16 protein-coding genes and 1 pseudogene are annotated in these 16,531 nt (G+C 45.0%); 6 read left to right on the top strand and 11 right to left on the bottom strand.

Annotated features, from left to right (window positions below):
• Positions 1 to 313 precede the first annotated feature (313 nt).
• Together ACFODW_RS13990 and ACFODW_RS13985 are read right to left on the bottom strand one after the other, a co-directional pair.
• Positions 314 to 538 carry a glycoside hydrolase family 3 N-terminal domain-containing protein gene (locus tag ACFODW_RS13990; RefSeq protein WP_390307434.1) on the bottom strand — a complete coding sequence of 75 codons (225 nt, stop codon included), beginning with the start codon at positions 536 to 538 and terminating at the stop codon, positions 314 to 316.
• 265 nt (positions 539 to 803) lie between these two features.
• Positions 804 to 1,661: a MurR/RpiR family transcriptional regulator gene (locus ACFODW_RS13985; RefSeq protein ID WP_390307398.1), complete on the bottom strand. Its 858-nt coding sequence runs from the start codon at positions 1,659 to 1,661 to the stop codon at positions 804 to 806.
• Positions 1,662 to 1,863: 202 nt separating this feature from the next.
• On the opposite strand from ACFODW_RS13985, the gene ACFODW_RS13980 reads away from it, so the two are divergent.
• The 3 genes and pseudogenes from ACFODW_RS13980 to ACFODW_RS13970 form a co-directional block, all read left to right on the top strand.
• A complete protein-coding gene (locus tag ACFODW_RS13980) occupies positions 1,864 to 3,207 on the top strand; it encodes a GntP family permease (RefSeq protein WP_390307397.1) in 1,344 nt (447 codons plus the stop codon).
• A gap of 276 nt (positions 3,208 to 3,483) precedes the next feature.
• Entirely contained in the window at positions 3,484 to 3,615 is a 132-nt protein-coding gene (locus tag ACFODW_RS13975) for a hypothetical protein (RefSeq protein WP_390307396.1), read from the top strand.
• Positions 3,616 to 3,679: 64 nt separating this feature from the next.
• Positions 3,680 to 4,258: pseudogene (locus tag ACFODW_RS13970) on the top strand (cytochrome c oxidase assembly protein); the annotation flags it as partial.
• Between the two features lie 96 nt (positions 4,259 to 4,354).
• Here ACFODW_RS13970 and ACFODW_RS13965 read toward each other — a convergent pair.
• From ACFODW_RS13965 to ACFODW_RS13955, 3 genes are all read right to left on the bottom strand, one after another.
• Complete coding sequence (locus tag ACFODW_RS13965) at positions 4,355 to 4,522, bottom strand: hypothetical protein (RefSeq protein WP_390307395.1); 168 nt, start codon at positions 4,520 to 4,522, stop codon at positions 4,355 to 4,357.
• A gap of 146 nt (positions 4,523 to 4,668) precedes the next feature.
• Complete coding sequence (locus tag ACFODW_RS13960; RefSeq protein ID WP_390307394.1) at positions 4,669 to 5,349, bottom strand: Na-translocating system protein MpsC family protein; 681 nt, start codon at positions 5,347 to 5,349, stop codon at positions 4,669 to 4,671.
• A 506-nt stretch (positions 5,350 to 5,855) separates the two neighbouring features.
• Positions 5,856 to 6,296, bottom strand: coding sequence for a hypothetical protein (locus ACFODW_RS13955; RefSeq protein ID WP_390307393.1), 441 nt, complete (start codon positions 6,294 to 6,296; stop codon positions 5,856 to 5,858).
• A gap of 418 nt (positions 6,297 to 6,714) precedes the next feature.
• Here ACFODW_RS13955 and ACFODW_RS13950 point away from each other — a divergent pair, with 418 nt between their 5' ends.
• Both ACFODW_RS13950 and ACFODW_RS13945 read left to right on the top strand, forming a co-directional pair.
• On the top strand, positions 6,715 to 7,725 hold the full coding sequence (locus ACFODW_RS13950; RefSeq protein WP_390307392.1) for a YecA family protein: 1,011 nt from the start codon (positions 6,715 to 6,717) through the stop codon (positions 7,723 to 7,725).
• A 121-nt stretch (positions 7,726 to 7,846) separates the two neighbouring features.
• The gene (locus ACFODW_RS13945; protein ID WP_390307391.1) at positions 7,847 to 7,999 is read left to right on the top strand and encodes a hypothetical protein; all 153 of its coding nucleotides are present in this window, start codon (positions 7,847 to 7,849) and stop codon (positions 7,997 to 7,999) included.
• Positions 8,000 to 8,352: 353 nt separating this feature from the next.
• On the opposite strand, the gene ACFODW_RS13940 is transcribed toward ACFODW_RS13945, so the two are convergent.
• Together ACFODW_RS13940 and ACFODW_RS13935 are read right to left on the bottom strand one after the other, a co-directional pair.
• Complete coding sequence (locus ACFODW_RS13940) at positions 8,353 to 9,240, bottom strand: spermine/spermidine synthase domain-containing protein (protein ID WP_390307390.1); 888 nt, start codon at positions 9,238 to 9,240, stop codon at positions 8,353 to 8,355.
• A 116-nt stretch (positions 9,241 to 9,356) separates the two neighbouring features.
• Entirely contained in the window at positions 9,357 to 10,178 is an 822-nt protein-coding gene (locus tag ACFODW_RS13935; protein ID WP_390307389.1) for a metallophosphoesterase, read from the bottom strand.
• Positions 10,179 to 10,505: 327 nt separating this feature from the next.
• On the opposite strand from ACFODW_RS13935, the gene ACFODW_RS13930 reads away from it, so the two are divergent.
• Positions 10,506 to 10,703 carry a hypothetical protein gene (locus tag ACFODW_RS13930; RefSeq protein WP_390307388.1) on the top strand — a complete coding sequence of 66 codons (198 nt, stop codon included), beginning with the start codon at positions 10,506 to 10,508 and terminating at the stop codon, positions 10,701 to 10,703.
• Between the two features lie 367 nt (positions 10,704 to 11,070).
• On the opposite strand, the gene ACFODW_RS13925 is transcribed toward ACFODW_RS13930, so the two are convergent.
• The 4 genes from ACFODW_RS13925 to ACFODW_RS13910 all read right to left on the bottom strand — a co-directional run bounded on the left by ACFODW_RS13925 (position 11,071) and on the right by ACFODW_RS13910 (position 16,528).
• A complete protein-coding gene (locus ACFODW_RS13925; protein ID WP_390307387.1) occupies positions 11,071 to 12,618 on the bottom strand; it encodes a BCCT family transporter in 1,548 nt (515 codons plus the stop codon).
• A 159-nt stretch (positions 12,619 to 12,777) separates the two neighbouring features.
• The gene (locus tag ACFODW_RS13920; protein ID WP_390307386.1) at positions 12,778 to 14,217 is read right to left on the bottom strand and encodes an aldehyde dehydrogenase family protein; all 1,440 of its coding nucleotides are present in this window, start codon (positions 14,215 to 14,217) and stop codon (positions 12,778 to 12,780) included.
• A gap of 18 nt (positions 14,218 to 14,235) precedes the next feature.
• On the bottom strand, positions 14,236 to 15,291 hold the full coding sequence (locus tag ACFODW_RS13915) for a homoserine dehydrogenase (RefSeq protein WP_390307385.1): 1,056 nt from the start codon (positions 15,289 to 15,291) through the stop codon (positions 14,236 to 14,238).
• Between the two features lie 19 nt (positions 15,292 to 15,310).
• Positions 15,311 to 16,528, bottom strand: a complete 1,218-nt coding sequence (locus ACFODW_RS13910; RefSeq protein ID WP_390307384.1) for a M20 metallopeptidase family protein — start codon at positions 16,526 to 16,528, stop codon at positions 15,311 to 15,313.
• Between the last annotated feature and the right edge of the window lie 3 nt (positions 16,529 to 16,531).

Below are 16,531 nucleotides of genomic sequence, written 5' to 3'. Positions count from 1 at the left end.
GACTATCCACCAGCTATCACGGCAACCCTATCATTTCCCTGGGCAAAAAAGCGGAGACACCGCCGTAGCAGCATCTCCGCTTCCTTCATCCTATTTACTTCCAAACTTCCGTTAATTCGTCCAGTTCCGCTTGGAGCACGCTTAGGCAGCTGCGTGGCACTTCCGTCATTCACCGGCATTACCATAGTACGGCATGATCGATGTCGTACCAGCCTCTATGACGGCTTCAAATGGCGACGGATGATAGTCATATAGGCTGCCCCGGTCGGATAGACATTCGTTTTTCCCCAGTCATGATGCGGATCGGTACCATTCAGACGCGGGCCGCCGCAAAGTGCTTAATGGTCAGGGACACGCTATTTTCATCCAGCTCTTCCCCCTGGAACCCTTCCACAATCGAGCGGGTCATGTCGGCTGCAAGCTCTGCCTTCTCACTAAATGTCCCGTCCGTACGGGTCCAGCGCGGCTCGGTCAACACATCAGCCATATAGCCGTAAATCTTGTGCATGCCGGTAGCCCGCCATTCCTTGGCAGCAATCTCGCAAATTCCTGGACTAGCTCAGGATCCTGTGTCGCATCAAGCCCCAGCTCCCCAGGCCATGTGGACAGCTTCCCGCCAGCCTCAGCATGTCCACAATGTCTGATTCGAGTTTAGGTTTGGAGGCTGGGGCCCGAGTTGGGGGTGGCATGGCCCGAGTGCGGCGGGATGGCGACCGAGTTGAGAGTGTTGCGGCCCGAGTACGGCGGGGCGCAGCGCGAGTTGCTGGTGCCGCGCCCTGCCACTACGCCATCATATGTCCATCCTATATCCGCTTGCCGGCGATCGCTTTCCGCACCTTGCCGAGGGCAGTCTTCCCTTTCTCCTTTTGTGCGACGAGCACGTTCACGTACAGGGCGTCGAGGATACTGAGCTGGGCGAGGCGAGAGGACATGGCTTCCGGCCGGTAGTCAGTCTCCCGGGCGACGGTGGTGAGCACGACATCCGCGCGCCCGCTGAGCGGGGATTTGGAGAAGTTGGTGATGGCGATGGTTTTCACCTGCTGGTCTTTCAATGTATCCAGGACATCGAGGATATCGCGGGTGGCGCCGGAGTGTGAGATAAGCACGGCGACATCCGAGTCGGTCATCTGAGAGGCAGAGACTACCTGCATATGGGAGTCGGACTGGGCATAGACCGGGATGCCGGTACGGATCAATTTGAGATAGGCTTCCATTGCAATTAAATTGGAGCCGCCGAACCCGAAGAACTCCACCTTTCTCGCGCCGGTCAGCAATTCCACTGCCGCGCGAACCGCTTCCATATCCAGGACCCCGAGTGTCTCTTCCAATGTTTTCATATTTTCACGGAAAATTTTTTCTGTCACTTTTGCTTCATTGTCCGTTTCCGCAATGGATTCCTGCCGGCCGTTTTCCGGGCCGTTAATTTCAGTGGCGAGGACAATTTTCATGGCCTGGTAGCCTTTGAAGCCGATGGTCTTGCAAAAGCGGAACACCGTGGAAACCGCGATGCCGATGTCGTCCGCCACTTCATTAATGCTTCCATTTACAACCCGCTGCGGGTGCTCCATGATATAATCGGCCACCCGACGTTCCGTTTGGGTGAACGATGGATAATTGGAGCGGATACGGATCAGACAATGCTTGTTTTCCTTGATGTCCATGTGCTCTCCCCTTCCGTTTTTTCTGCTTTTCTATCATAATATGAAAACGGATAAAAGGAAAATATTTTTTATAAAGCTATGTAAAGAAAAATATTTTTCTTGAAACCGATTGCAAAGGAAATAATTTTCATGTATTATAAGTTTTGCAGAAATTTTATCAACATCTGACAGATTTAGACAATAACAGAGGGGGAAGGGCTACATGTCATCTACTATGCTAATTCTTATCGCTGTAGCTGGGATTTTTGGGCTATTATATCTAGTAATCCGTACCAAGCTGCACGCGTTTGTATCACTAATGATTGTCAGTCTACTAGTCGGTATCGCCGCGGGCATGCCGCTGGATGAAGTAATAGAAACCGTAGAAAACGGAATGGGAGGCACACTTGGCTTCGTCGCCATCGTCGTCGGACTTGGCGCCATGTTCGGGAAAATGCTGGAAGTCTCCGGCGGGGTCGAACGCTTGGCACAAACCCTGCTGCAGAAATTCGGCGAGGACCGCTCCCAGTGGGCACTGGGTATTGCTGGTTTCCTAGTCGCCATTCCGGTATTTTTTGATGTCGGTTTCATTATCCTTGTGCCGATTGTGTATGGACTTGCCAAGAAAACCGGGAAATCCCTGCTGTACTTCGGAATTCCGCTCCTTGCCGGACTTGCCGTCACACACAGCTACATACCGCCGACCCCGGGGCCGATTGCCGTTGCCAACCTGATTGGCGCCGAACTCGGATGGGTCATTCTCTTCGGTATAATTGCAGGTATTCCGTCCATGATCATCGCTGGACCGCTGTTCGGCCGCTACATTGCCAAGCGCATCCATGCGACCGTACCGGACTACATGAATTTTGAGGACAAAGAATATGAAAAAGATCTGCCGGGCTTCGGCATGATCGCCACCATCATTCTAGTTCCGCTTGTGCTGATTCTTATCAACACCTTATCCACAGTAGTGTTCGCTGAAGGTCACACAGTCCGGGAAATCACCACCTTCATTGGTAACCCGATTGTCGCGCTGACCATTGCCACCCTGCTGACATTCACATTCCTCGGAACAAAACGGGGATACAGCAGGCAGGAAGTTCAGGATATCGCCACCAAAGCACTGGAACCGGCCGGTATCATCATTCTTATAACCGGTGCCGGTGGGGTGTTCAAGCAGGTGCTGATCGACTCCGGCGTCGGTGACGTCCTCGGTGAAATGATGGCAGGCTCACCGCTGCCGCCGATTCTGCTGGCATTCCTGATAGCAGCCGTCGTCCGCGTGGCACAAGGATCCGCCACGGTATCGATGGTGACTGCAGCCGGCCTCATCTCTCCGGTCATCGAAATTACCGGAATGGAAGGCCCGGCACTGGGACTCATCGTCATCTCCATCGCAGCCGGTGCCACCGTACTGTCACACGTGAATGACTCCGGCTTCTGGCTCGTCAACCGATTCTTCGGGCTCGACGTAAAAGACACCTTGAAAACCTGGACCGTCATGGAAACGCTCATCGGGCTCGTCGGCCTAGGAGTTGCATTGATTCTAGGGTTGTTTATAACTTAACTGGATAAAGGAAAGAAATGTGGAAAACCGGGCTCAGGCCCGGTTTTTTGTGGATATGTCTGTGGATAGTTGTGGATAAGATGTGAGCAATTTGTGGATTATTGTCGAATGAGGGAAAAAGCAAGCTTAGGGATTGTGTCACGCAGTCGTATACCTTTATTTGGGGCGAGCCTCTTACCGATACCATTTTACATTCTTATTCTACCCTTCAACTTACCTGTATAAACTTCAGAATCGGACTGTTTCAGAAACACACCAAGAAAGAAGGAGGATAACATGCTGTTCGAACTCTTTCTTCCCGAACTGGTGGTTTGGAATACCCCGCTGTTGGCCGTAACCGTCGTAATTGCTTTCGCTTATTATTATTTTCAAAGGAATCTTCCCTCTCACCAACCATCCAACAAGTAGCCGCTTTTGTTCTATTCCTCACTCTGTCTTTTCTATGTGTTGACAGGCAGCCACCAACCACCTACCCTTCAGCCTGCATATGATTCAGATGAGCCTCCTCTATTTCATCATACTGCCATTGATGCTGGCTGGGACCCCGGCATCCCTGTTTGAAAAAATTTTATCCACTCCGGTGCTAAAGAGACTCATCCTGCCGCCAAAGCCTGCCTTATTACTATTTTCCTTATTTTTCCTGTTGTATCATATGCCGCCAGTGTTGTCGGCAATCACCCAGCACACCGGCCTGCAGCATGCTTATTCGGTCCTGCTTCTGGTGTTAGCCATCAGCATGTGGCTGCCGATCGTATCTCCTACCCCCGCACAGCGCTTCAGCAAGGAGCACTTGAAAAAATATGCATGGCTAAGCAGCATCGTCTTAATGCCGGCATGCCTGATGTTCATCTTCCTTGCGGTGATCGACGAAACATCCAACCCATACCTGTCCGAGCTGACTGCCTACCTGTGCCTGCCGGAATCAGTCGGAACATTGAATCTGCTCCCACCGCCTTTCAACACCCGCTGGGACCAGCTGTTTGCGGGCACCCTGATGCTACTGTTGCATAAAGCAGCCATCATGCTCTCCCTCCGTCTAGGCGCTGCCTGAGGTCATGGCTCTACTTGCTGACAACCATCCGCCTTTTCGCAAAAAATGGCATCTCCATTGTGTTGGGAGGCCGGGCTGGGATTTCCCACCTCAGCCCTACTCCTTTACAATCGTCAATTGATAGCTTTTCGGGAGAGACATTTCATCCTGTGCCTGCTCCAGAAACTGTTCTGCCTCTTCATATGTTTCGAAACGGAGCATCTCTCCTTCAATGGCCAGGTAGATCTCTGCCTGATTTCCTGCTTGTGCGATGATTTTATACAAATAATCACCTCGCTCGTATCTAATCCCCTGTTGTACGTTCCTGGTACTTTTTTCCTATCAAATAAAAAAGCCGAAAAGAGTGTCACTCTTTTCGGCTTATAAGCCGGCACTATTGTCCGGTTATTCCTGCCAAAGGCTGTCTATTTTTATTTGAGTATGAATATCATATAGCCTGTATCCTCTTCAAAATTCCAATCCACAAATACATCCTCGATTTTCTGTCCGAGCTCGGCTTCCAGAAAACCGATATTTAGGAGCCTCTTTTCCAGCCTACGCTTAGTCAGGCGAAGTTCCTCCTCGAATCCGGAATTGATCAGCTCCTGCTCGATCATGACAAGAATATCCTCACGTTTGGTGAATAATGTACGGGAATTCAGCATATACGATCTTAATGCATGTGGCGGCTTTTGTGCTTCCCTGGTAATCCGGTCGATTTCCTGATGAACCATGGACCTGGCTGGATAGTCATAATCCTCCTCAGTCACCGGTTCCTCTGTCTCCATCTCTGCAAAAATCAATCCGCTTTGATTGGGGAAAGACCAGTCATAATAAATATGGGCCATCTTCTCCCCGGTTTCCGCAGAAAGAATCGTATTCATTTCCGGAATTATTTTTTCCATCAATACATCACGTGTGTCCTGAACTTTCACTTCATTTTCTATATCCAGCAGCACTTTTTCCATAGGGGCAAGGAAATTGCGCAAATAAATAGTAATGAACGGCTTGGCCACCGTCACATAAAGTGCTTCCGGGCCCTTACCGAAATGGTCACGCAAAAGCTTCCCCGTAGAACTTGCTATCACGGATTCCATGGTCCTATTTTGCATATGATTACATCCTTTATTTAATAAGAACTGTACCTTATTATTACAGTCCCTCCGTAGATTATAACATTTGTATAGTTATTTTTGAACAAAGTGCAAGGTATAAAACAGGAAAAAACTTCGACAAAATCCTGCCCATCCGTAGCTATGAGAAAATAACCTCCTGCCTATTCTCCAGGAAATACAATTCTTCAACTGCCATATTCCAAAGAACCTCCCTCAGAGAAGGCAAGAAAGTAATTGTAAAATAGGCGCTCTTACGGAGAGAAATGGTGCATAAATTTACATAAAGTAGGGGAAAGTAAAAGCTAGAGTTGGAGCGAAGGGGATTGGAAACAGAGGAAAAAAATCCTAATTTGAAGTGGTATGGCATTTTAGGCGGTAATTACTCCTCTGGGAACTTGAGGATGTTATCTTCCATGAGCGGAAGATTAACAAGAACCAGAAAAGGCGCACGGACAGAATATGACTTTTAGAAACTACCCGTGCTGCTCCTCCCCGCCCTGAATTCACCGTTGCTCGGCGTTCTCCAGCTCCTTCAGCTGCTGAACGAATTCTTTCAGATTCCGTTTAGGCATGACGAATCCACCTTCCCGGACGGCCTTAAGCGCCTTGACCGCCTCCTCCGCCGGATTCTCCTCCCGCGAAATCAGCCCATCAGCTTTGATCGTCAAATGATAAAGAAATTCATCTTCGCTAAGCGGTGAAGTCAGCAAGATCACAGAAATACCAGAATTCCGCTCCTTTAAACCATTGATCATCACCAGCACTTCCACACGGGGAATATCTTTCGTATCCCATACCACCACATCTGGCGCCTCCTGGAGAAGCTCCTCGACAGCATCGCCCGTATATTCCAAGGCAACCAGCACATTCACATCCCTCTGCTCCTCGAGCATGTCCATGACATTCCTCAGCACCGGCACCTTGCTTAAATAAATCACTTTCATAGTATAACCGCCTATCCATTCGTAAGTTTAAGAATAAAAAATAAGTCCGCACTCTAAGTCTAAAAGGACGCGATCCTATCGTACTACAGTGATGGTCATAATATTAGTGACTTTTGGTAAAAAATGTCATAAAATACTAGATGATATACACTCGGGCTCCAACCACTCCTACTCGGGCCTCAACCACTCTACTCAGGCCCCAGCACCTCCTACTCGGGCGCCACCGCCTCCCACTCGGGCCTCAACTCTTCAACCCGGGCGACGAGCGACAACTCCTCTATAAAAATACCAATATATAATAGGACATCCTAAACTCTAATTCCGCTCCATCCCCCATGAAAAAAGTCTTCACTTGAGTAATCTACTAATTTCCTTCATAATTAAAAGGGCAATTACATAAGCAAGGGGTGCCTGTACAATGAGCAAGATTGAAAGAAATAAGCCCTGCCCATGCGGGAGCGGTAAAAAACACAAAAAATGCTGTGGGTCCCCACAGGCAAAAGAGGCCGACAGACTGAAGAAACTGGATGCTGAATTGAATCGAATCCACGAGGAACTTCTATCTATTTCCACGAATAAGCATCAGAAGGCCATCCAACATGAGATCGACCAATATAAACCGGACAACATGGATGAAGGGACTGCAGATCTCTATGATGCCGGGCTTGTTCAGTGGGTCATCCTTCATGCTCCTCTACTGAAAAACAACCAAACAATCTACCAGGAATTCTACCGACAGCATGCAGCTGGCACCTCGCCGGCAGCCAAGGATAAGTTGGACGTCTGGCCAGAGATCGCACCATCGGTCTACGAAGTGCTGGAGACAAACCTGCAGGACGGCTCATGGGCCACCATCCGGGATATCCGGGATGGACAGACATACCAGGCACCGATCAGTCCGGATGAATATGTCGAAGGTACTCTACTGGTCGGGACACTTGTTCCGTTGGGAAGCTATTATAACTTCCTTCATACGATCATCAAGCTGTACCGCCCGGACCGCGATGCACTGGAACAGCTCCTGACCGATTATTCCAGCAAAACCGGCGGCCTGATGGATCACTTCCCTGACTTCCTAGCGGAGGCGCTCGATGTTGGCATCAACCGTTTTGAATGGTCCAAGCCTACCCATGAGGAAGTGGCCCAGCAGTTTACAGACCAGATGGTCGAAAAGGACATGGACGACGAAGTGATTCTAAAAGGGATCAGCCTATGGCATGAGTATTGCCGAATAGAGGCTCCGACGCTCAAAAAGCTGGAGTCCTATGCAGCCGCCATGGACTACCTCGTCCAGAAAAAATACCTCAAGCAGCCCGCTTCCCAGAAGCAGATTGCCGAGGAATACAACGTCTCGCTCAGCTCGGTATCCACCAATTACCGCAAGCTGAACAGCGTACTATCTGAAGAGGCTGTACCTGCAGGAAGCTAGTAGTAATAGAAAAGAAGAGAGGGGTACAAATCATCTACTTGATTTGTGCCCCTTTTTAATAGATGTGGAAGTTTATGGTAAATTGGAAATCAGAAACTTATATAAGTTGGGAGGGAACAACATGGGAGCTTTAGTATCACTCATTTTTTATGTATTCACTTTATATATTCTATATCTGGTGGTGGCAGCGGCAGTAATGAAAGGGATCAATGAATCACGTATCGGCGAGTATTTCGCAAACAAATCTGATATAGAAGACAAGGATCGTACATGAAAAGAACCTTAAACTTCGGAAAACCGGAAACCTCATGGAGCGGAAAAAATCGCTGCGGAAATATACTTCGCTTTCCGCGGGCGGCTGGTGAGCCACCTTGTGCTACGCACTGCGTTGTCTCGCCTAGGCCTTTCCTCCCGCAGGAGTCTACGTATATTTCCTCCGCTGGTTTAGTGCTTCGTCCGCTCTTTCCGCTATGAAGTTTAATATTATAGACACAGACTCTTTTATTTACATGGTAAGCTGGTAATCCCTCATAACTTGTCTATTGTTTCTCCCCCAAGCTCCATGATGCTGTGCAAAACTTGCAATTCCACTAAACAAGAGTCCGGAAGCCCCTTTCTAAACACCCATCACAAATAACATAATATAGACTTCTCGATCCAATAAGAGAACGCCATATCAGGGTTCAACTTTTCATATTCTTTCATCCTCAAATACATATCGATCCCATCCGAGACATCATGCCACAAATCAGTGAAGACAAAATCATAGCTGCCCTCCGCCATCTGTTTCTCTGCATAGTCGAAGGCGTCGGCTTGGATGATCTCCACCTTTTCTCTATAAGCAAATTGCGGCAGAATATGCTTTTTGAATAAATCAATGACATGCTGGTTGCTTTCCACCACCGTCACACTTTCCACCTTATCTTTCTCGGAAACCATATAGGCATAATACCCGAGCCCGAGTCCATAGGTAAGCACATGGCCAAACGCTTGGTCGACGGGCTCCTTCATCGTTTCTATCTCATTCGGTGTGATCGTCATCCAGATCCGCCCATTCTCCAGGATGGCGGGAAAGCTGAATTCCCTGTCAAAAAACCCAACCTGCGGAATCTGCCGCCCCTCTTTCGTCTGGATGATATCATCGCAGACAAACCCTTCGTACGGCTTGTATTTCTCATACCGTAGTTCGCTATTGCCGGTTTTCCATGTCGGTATATTAATATTCCTGTAGTATGGATTGCTGGAATATTCATCTGCATCCAGCTGGTGGATCATCTGCTGGAAATAGTTGTTGAACAGGTCCCTGTCCGCTTTATTGTCCACCACATCCAAACCGAAAGCGGCAGCCAATATCACAGAAAAAGCATATTCCTTAGACACACCGCTCTCTGCGATATCCTCCACTTCTTCTTCGTCGATAAAGTCCGGTGCATTGTTCAAATAATTGCTTAATAGAGCGAATATCTTATAATTATCCTGCTTAATTTTTCCATTCATTGCTTGATTTTGTGCCATTTTCTCACCTGTTTTCTATTTTTAAGCGAAGTTCCTTTGTCACTCTCCACACCCAGTCTACCGTTTCTATTTCACTTTCTCTAACAAGATGTTCTTCCGAAAAAGTCCACGTTGAATTAATCACTGCCGGTTATCGTAATTAAACTCAATTGGCTTTTATTCAGAAATCGGATGGGAGCTACACTCGTCCCGAGCCCGCTGTCAATATACAGGTATTGGTTGCGGCCCGTTTCAAACACCCCTTGATCGAACTCCGGGAAGAGCCCCTGCTCCGGCGCAACTATTGGACCAATAAACGGCAATCTCACCTGGCCGCCATGTGTATGCCCGCTCAAAATGAGGTCGGCGGGGATATTCCGATATTTTCCCATTATCCCTGGTGAATGTGATAGCAGGATGGTATATGATTCTGGCTGGAGGCCGGCAAAAGCCCGCTCGATATCTTCATGGTCTGTGGAAGAATCGGCGACACCAGCCAGATTGACTGTCACACCTTCCACCCTGACCTGTGTGTTTCGGTTGTCCAGCACCGTGACATTCCGCTCCCGCAGGCCGTCTAAGAATTCCTCCATATTGTCATGATCCTGTTCATGATTGCCGGTCACAAAGAACACATCCTGTCCACTGTCCGTAATTCCCTCGACCAACGTGAAAACATCTTGGAAATCATCTGTCTTCCTATCGATGATGTCCCCTGTCATAACAACTATGTCGGCATTCGACTGGTTCACCGTTTCGATCAATTCTTGATTATCATGGCCAAACACCTTATTATGTAGATCACTGATCTGCAAAACGGTAAATTCCACGTTCTCTGGAAGTTTATCACTGTGAAACTGTACCCTGTTCACTTTAAACTCAGTGGTATCCAGATAGGCCTTGATTGAAATCAAGAGGATTACTAGGATGAATACTAAGAATATAGACCATTTTTTCATACGCAACCTCCTCATGGCGATGCTTTATTCGAATCAAACAACACTTCAAATTTTACGCAGTAATAAAAAATCTGTACACCCTTGATCGCAAGGAAGTACAGATTATTTTTATCCTGATAGAATGATCGTGTGTGCTACAGCTTATTAATGGGCCGTCTGTCCCCTTCAACGGTATGGACCTGGGCTTAGATGAACCAATCAAACATTTCGCCGGGCCTATCGGGTATTATAGAGTAAGCCGCAAAATTCGTGACGTTTATAATATTTACACTACTCCTTTTGATTGTTACAATTATATTACATGGAAAAAAAGGGAAGTTGTGAGATATGGGAAAACTGCGAAGACTCATGGTGGTTTCACTGTTTGCACTTACAGTGGCATTGGCTTTCTTCCTTTCAGACAGCCCAGAAGCTGATAAAGTGGAAGAAACGCCGCCTGAAACGGATGGAAACAATATGCAAATCGAAGTGATCAGTCCCGGGGAAAAAGAAACAGATGACGAAGACGATGATTCTCAACAATAAAGACGAAGCATCCGCAACTACCCTGCGGACGCTTCGTCTTTTTAGTTGCTAGATAGTCAGGGCGCTTTCCACTTCCACAAACAGCTTATCCGGAAATTCAATGTTTATGATGTTAATTGAGGCCTTGAATTATTTAGGGATGGATACGTTGTTGGTCTGATCAGTGGGATGGATGAGATCCCTATGACATGAAATAGTAAGTGAACAGGTGGAAATACTGCTCGTTTAGATCTCCTCATGTTTTTTCTATTTCATGATGAGAACATTTCCTCTTCATTTAATAACAAAAGAATACTGTAAACAAAGTAGTAACTGTTGTCTTTGTTTACAGTATTCTTTTTCAAAATGCCAATTAGTTGTTTTGGTACTATTGCGCCTTTTTTTGCAATGGAGGAAGATTCTCTTCTGTTTTACTAGCTTTTTTCTCACGGTGTAAATTTTTAAATAGCGATATACTAATCAAGATCATAATTACTGTAAATGGAAGCGCAGTAATTAATGCGACCGATTGCAATCCTCCTAATCCACTGCTCACAATTAATACAGCGGTAATCGCAGCGATTAGTACTCCCCAGATGATTTTCAAACCGTTTGAAGGATTTTCATTTCCATCCGATGACATAATTCCAAGTACATAAATTGTGGAATCGGCGGATGTAACTAAAAATATCATAATTAAAACAAGCATTAGCACAGACAATAATCCATAAAACGGAGATTCTTGCAATAATACAAATATAGCTCTTGCTACATCTTGGGAAACTGCATCCGAAAGAGCTGTATTTTGGAATAAATCCAGATATAATCCAGTTCCTCCGAGAATAGCCATCCACATAAATGCAATGACAGGAGGAATGATTAAAACTCCAATAATAAATTCTCGAATTGTTCTTCCTTTTGATATGCGAGCAACAAATGAGCCAACAAAAGGGGACCAGGAAATAACCCACGCCCAATAAAATACAGTCCAATCATGTACCCATGGATCACCAGTATATGGTGTAAGATAAAAACTCATTTCTACAAAATTATTTAAATAATCCCCTATTGCAAGTACAAAACTTTCTAAAATAAAAACAGTCGGTCCCTTAAATAGGAAGAATATCATAAATCCAATAACTAAAACTAAGTTTATATTGCTTAAAATTTTAATTCCCTTTTTTACCCCGGTAATCGCCGATAACGTATAAAGCATAAACATAACGCCGACGATTCCTACATGCATCCATACATTGTCAGGTAAGGAGAAAACATGATTTAGTCCACCATTTATTTGTAAAACTCCCATACCCAATGACGTAGCAACCCCTGTAACTGTAGCAATGACAGCAAGAATGTTAACTAATGTCTTAATCTTACTGCGTCCCTTTTTCTTTAAAACTCCGTCGAGTGTCTCACTTACAAGCAACTTGCTTTTTTTGCGAAATTGAAAATAAGCTAACGCTAAGCCAACAATTGTAAAAACAGACCATTGATGCAATCCCCAGTTGAAAAAGGAGTAATTCATTGCAACTCGTGCAGCTTCTGCGGATTTAGGTTCAATACTATCAATTGGCGGATTAGCAAAATGGGTAAGTGGCTCTGCAACCCCCCAAAAGACTACACCTGCTCCAAATCCAGCTGCAAATAACATACTGATCCAAGCAAAAAAAGAAAATTCCGGTTTCTCATCTTCCTGTCCGAGTTTAATGTTTCCGTATTTACTGAATGCAAGGTATAAACAAAAGACTACAAAACATGCAACAGACGCCAAGTAAAACCAGCCGAATGAATGATTAATAAAGCCTGCAACAGCAGAAGCATTTCTTGTCATACTCTCGGGTGAAATGACACCCCAAATCGCAAAAAGAGCAACAATTATGGCCGAAACTTTAAAAACCGTATTAGGATAATCTTTTTTTCTCAAATAAACCATCCTTTATCACTTTTTTCCTAAAAAGGATCTATTTCAATTCCTGTAGTTGCCACATACAGGGTGTGATAATTAATAAGTGAATTTTCTGGTGTTAAATAGTTGAAAGGGAAGCATGCATTCGCAGCATTTTCCCTTTCAACTATTTCTCAAAGTAGATTATCAATTAGATAATTTAAAACAAACGACTTTCTGTTCTGTCATTTCTTCAATTGCAAATTTGATACCTTCACGTCCTAGTCCGGAATTTTTCGTGCCTCCGAATGGCATTGCATCAATACGGTAATCGCTACTATCGTTAATCATAATCCCACCCACGTCCATCTTAGCAATTGCTTTGTGAGCTTTTCCTAAATCATTCGTAAAGACTCCTGCTTGTAAGCCATAATCCACATCATTTGATTTCCGAATCGCTGTATCAAGATCAGAAACTGAATAAAGAAGGACAACTGGACCAAAGATTTCCTCTTTTGCAATCGTACAGTTTTCAGGAACATCGGTTAAAACGGTTGGAGAATAAAATGCTCCATTACGTTTGCCACCTGTTAATAGAACAGCACCTTTTTCGATTGCTTCATTGACCATTCTTTCAACACGCACTGCTTCTTTTTCAGTAATAAGTGGTCCCATATCTGTTAGCTCTGATTGTTTATCGCCAATGTTGTATTCCTTTGTGGTTTTAACGAATTTCTCTTGAAATGCTTCCAAAATGCTTTCTTGAACATAAATACGCTGAACACCTAGACAGTTTTGGCCAGCTGCCCAAAAAGATCCGGAGACTGTCGATTCAACTGCAGCTTCTATATCGGCATCTTCCAAGACGATTACAGGTGAATTGGAACCAAGCTCCATACTGATCTTTTTCAAGCCAGCTTTTCGCGAAATTTCTTCTCCTGCCTCAAGGCCTCCTGTAAACGAAATCATTCGAATGGCGGGATGTGTGACAAGGACATCTCCAATCTCGCTTCCATAGCCAGTGATTACGGATAACACTTTCGATGGAAGTCCAGCTTCAGCGAAGGCTTCGGCAAGCAAAAGTGCACTAAGCGGCGTAACCGTTGCAGGTTTTACGATAATTGCATTTCCAGATGCAATTGCCGGCCCTACCTTGTGTGCTACAAGGTTTAATGGGTCATTAAAAGGTGTTATTGCTCCAATAATCCCAATGGGAAAGCGATAAAAATATCCAACCCGATTTTCACTTCCTGGCATTTGGTCAAATGGAATCGTCTCACCGTGAATTCGTCTTGCTTCTTCTGCACTTATCCGGAGTGTTTGGATACATCTGGCCACTTCTATTGTGGCTTCGCGAATGGTTTTGCTGCCTTCTCTAGCAATTGTCCGAGCATACTTTTCCGCATGATTTTCGATATAATCAGCAGCCGCATGAACAATTCGCATCCGTTCATGAACAGGCATTGATGCTGCAATTTTTGCTCCATCCTTCGCTTCTTCAATGCAATTCATCATATCTTCTGCTGAAGCAGCAGGTACTATATCGATAATACTGTTATCTTGAGGATCACGAACCTCAATTGTTCGATCAGATTTCACCCATTTCCCTGCAAGAAACATCTTTTGGCCAGTTAGTTGAGTTGGCATACCATTACCACCTTTCGCTCATTTTTTTACTAATTGTTTTTGACGATTAATGTTTATTAAATCGATTAGAAGTGAGAAGCCTGTTTCAACCTTCCCAGCACCTGCTCCACTTAAAGTTACTGTTCCTAAAAGATCACATTCATACGTAATCGCGTTTGTAGCCCCACTTATTGAAGCAAGAGGATCCGTCAGATCGACTTTTTCCGGAGCAATCGATGCAATTACCTTATCGCCATTTTTAGATGCTTTTGCTAATAGCTTCCAACGCTTTCCTTCTGCTTTTGCTTCTTCAATATCTTCTAGGGTTATCTTCGTAATTCCCTGGCATGATACCTCATCTACTAAAAGTGGAGCGTTCATAATATAGTTGGATAAAATGACAATTTTATATCTTGCATCATATCCTTCCACATCACTTGCAGGGTCTGCTTCAGCATAGCCAAGCTCTTGTGCTTCTTTTAATGCTTCCGTGTAAGACACACCCTCTATCTCCATTTTTGTAAGGATGTAGTTCGTTGTGCCGTTTAAAATTCCGCGTATTTCTGTTATGTCATTTCCTGCCAATGTTGCGATTGGCATCCTTAATGCAGGAGTCCCGCTCATCACTGTGCCTTCAAATCCCCAATGAACTCCGTGCTTATCAGCCAGTTCAGCCAATTCTTTATATGCCAGCGCTACAGGACCTTTATTTGTCATGACAACATTTTTTCCATTCTCAAATGCAGCTTTACAATGATCAATAGCTGGTTGACCTGTTTTCACATCAGTGTAAGAAACTTCAATAATTGTATCTGCATTTGTTTCACGAATTGTTTGGAGGCTATCCCATCCCGTGACAAGCCCTGCAGTATACGGATAATTTTCTAGATTGCCAGTTTCTTTTAATACTTTTAAAGCCGTATCGATATCAAGGCCATTCGGATGATAGATGGAACCCTTCATTAAATCAGAAATGGCCACAATTTCCGCTTCAAATCCCTCGCCCTGCAGCAACTCTTCTTTTTTATCTCTTAAAATTTCAGCTAATCCTTGACCGACCACGCCAAATCCAATAAATGCCAATTTATGTGCCATATATTAGCACCTCCCAATTTTAGTTATGAGGTAAGATTACCTCACCGTTTAGAAACTTAATAGCTGTCTGGACAAGTATTGCTGTCCCAATCGGCAATGAGCTCTCGTCCATATCAAAGTTCGGGGTGTGTAAATCTCTTTGTACTCCGTCTATTTGTGCACATCCCAGAAAAAACATAGAACCTGGAAGCTTTTGGGTGACATAGCCGAAATCTTCTCCGCCTAACCCAAATGGGCGATTTATTATCTGAAGTTCAGGATAAGTGTCAGAAATAGCCCCGGTAATCAAATCATTAATGATGGCACTATTATTTAATGCTGGTTCTCCCTTCTGGACATTCAATGAGAAGTTCCCACCTAAATTTTCTGCAATCGAAAACGCTTTCATTAATTCTAATGCTAATAAGTCCCGAGTTTCAGATGTATAACTGCGAATCGTGCCCTGTAATGAAACCTCTGTTGGAATAATATTACTAGCTGTTCCTGCATGGATTTGACCAATACTTATCACTCCAGCATCTAGAGCAGACACTTTTCTGGCAATAATCCCATGCAGTGCTTGCATTACAGGTCCAAGCATCCAGATTGGATCTGTTCCAAGTTCCGGATAGGCTCCATGGCCACCTGTCCCAAAAATCTTCGCTTCAAACACATCGACATTTGCCATACTATATCCATCATTCATTTGAAAATGGCCAACAGGAAGCCACGGACAAACATGCAATGCAATTGCTGCATCTGCATTGTCGTAAGCGCCAGCCTGCAACATGTAAGGAGAGCCGGAAAGTCCATGTTGATCGGTACTTTCCTCGGCCGGTTGAAAAATAAATTTAACTGTTCCTTTAACTTCATTCTTTTTAAATAGATTTGCTAGTATCGAAGCAGTACCGAGTAAAACCGCTGTATGTGCATCATGCCCACATGCATGCATGACACCATTGTTTTTGGAAGAATAACTTGCCGTATTTTCTTCTGTAATTGGCAGTGCATCCATATCAGCTCTAATAGCGATTGTCGGACCTTCACCGGAAGTTAGTGTACCTACTACACTTGTTTCAACGCCAATTCCTCTTTCAATGTTCATTCCTTCCATCTTTTGCAGCGTTTCAACAACAAATTGAGAGGTCCCGAACTCCCGAAAACTGAGCTCGGGATGTTGATGAAACGTACGACGCCATTTGATCAGTTCGTTAAGCAGACTGTTTGCCTGCTCAACGATCGGATGGTCATTCGACATACC

Origin of the sequence: Virgibacillus sediminis, from assembly GCF_042643265.1 — a bacterium.
GTDB lineage: Bacteria > Bacillota > Bacilli > Bacillales > Amphibacillaceae > Virgibacillus_O > Virgibacillus_O sediminis.
The sequence above is the reverse complement of the archived record's forward strand: the minus strand, read 5'-3'. Positions and strand labels throughout refer to the sequence as shown.

Bases quoted from the DNA above. Each gene is read 5' to 3' on its own strand.
- ACFODW_RS13950 (WP_390307392.1), top strand. From the start codon at position 6,715: ATGAGCAAGATTGAAAGAAATAAGCCCTGCCCATGCGGGAGCGGTAAA.
- ACFODW_RS13955 (WP_390307393.1), bottom strand. From the start codon at position 6,296: ATGAAAGTGATTTATTTAAGCAAGGTGCCGGTGCTGAGGAATGTCATG.
- ACFODW_RS13960 (WP_390307394.1), bottom strand. From the start codon at position 5,349: ATGCAAAATAGGACCATGGAATCCGTGATAGCAAGTTCTACGGGGAAG.
- ACFODW_RS13915 (WP_390307385.1), bottom strand. From the start codon at position 15,291: ATGGCACATAAATTGGCATTTATTGGATTTGGCGTGGTCGGTCAAGGA.
- ACFODW_RS13925 (WP_390307387.1), bottom strand. From the start codon at position 12,618: ATGGTTTATTTGAGAAAAAAAGATTATCCTAATACGGTTTTTAAAGTT.
- ACFODW_RS13935 (WP_390307389.1), bottom strand. From the start codon at position 10,178: ATGAAAAAATGGTCTATATTCTTAGTATTCATCCTAGTAATCCTCTTG.
- ACFODW_RS13940 (WP_390307390.1), bottom strand. From the start codon at position 9,240: ATGGCACAAAATCAAGCAATGAATGGAAAAATTAAGCAGGATAATTAT.
- ACFODW_RS13945 (WP_390307391.1), top strand. From the start codon at position 7,847: ATGGGAGCTTTAGTATCACTCATTTTTTATGTATTCACTTTATATATT.
- ACFODW_RS13980 (WP_390307397.1), top strand. From the start codon at position 1,864: ATGTCATCTACTATGCTAATTCTTATCGCTGTAGCTGGGATTTTTGGG.
- ACFODW_RS13920 (WP_390307386.1), bottom strand. From the start codon at position 14,217: ATGCCAACTCAACTAACTGGCCAAAAGATGTTTCTTGCAGGGAAATGG.
- ACFODW_RS13930 (WP_390307388.1), top strand. From the start codon at position 10,506: ATGGGAAAACTGCGAAGACTCATGGTGGTTTCACTGTTTGCACTTACA.
- ACFODW_RS13985 (WP_390307398.1), bottom strand. From the start codon at position 1,661: ATGGACATCAAGGAAAACAAGCATTGTCTGATCCGTATCCGCTCCAAT.
- ACFODW_RS13975 (WP_390307396.1), top strand. From the start codon at position 3,484: ATGCTGTTCGAACTCTTTCTTCCCGAACTGGTGGTTTGGAATACCCCG.
- ACFODW_RS13910 (WP_390307384.1), bottom strand. From the start codon at position 16,528: ATGTCGAATGACCATCCGATCGTTGAGCAGGCAAACAGTCTGCTTAAC.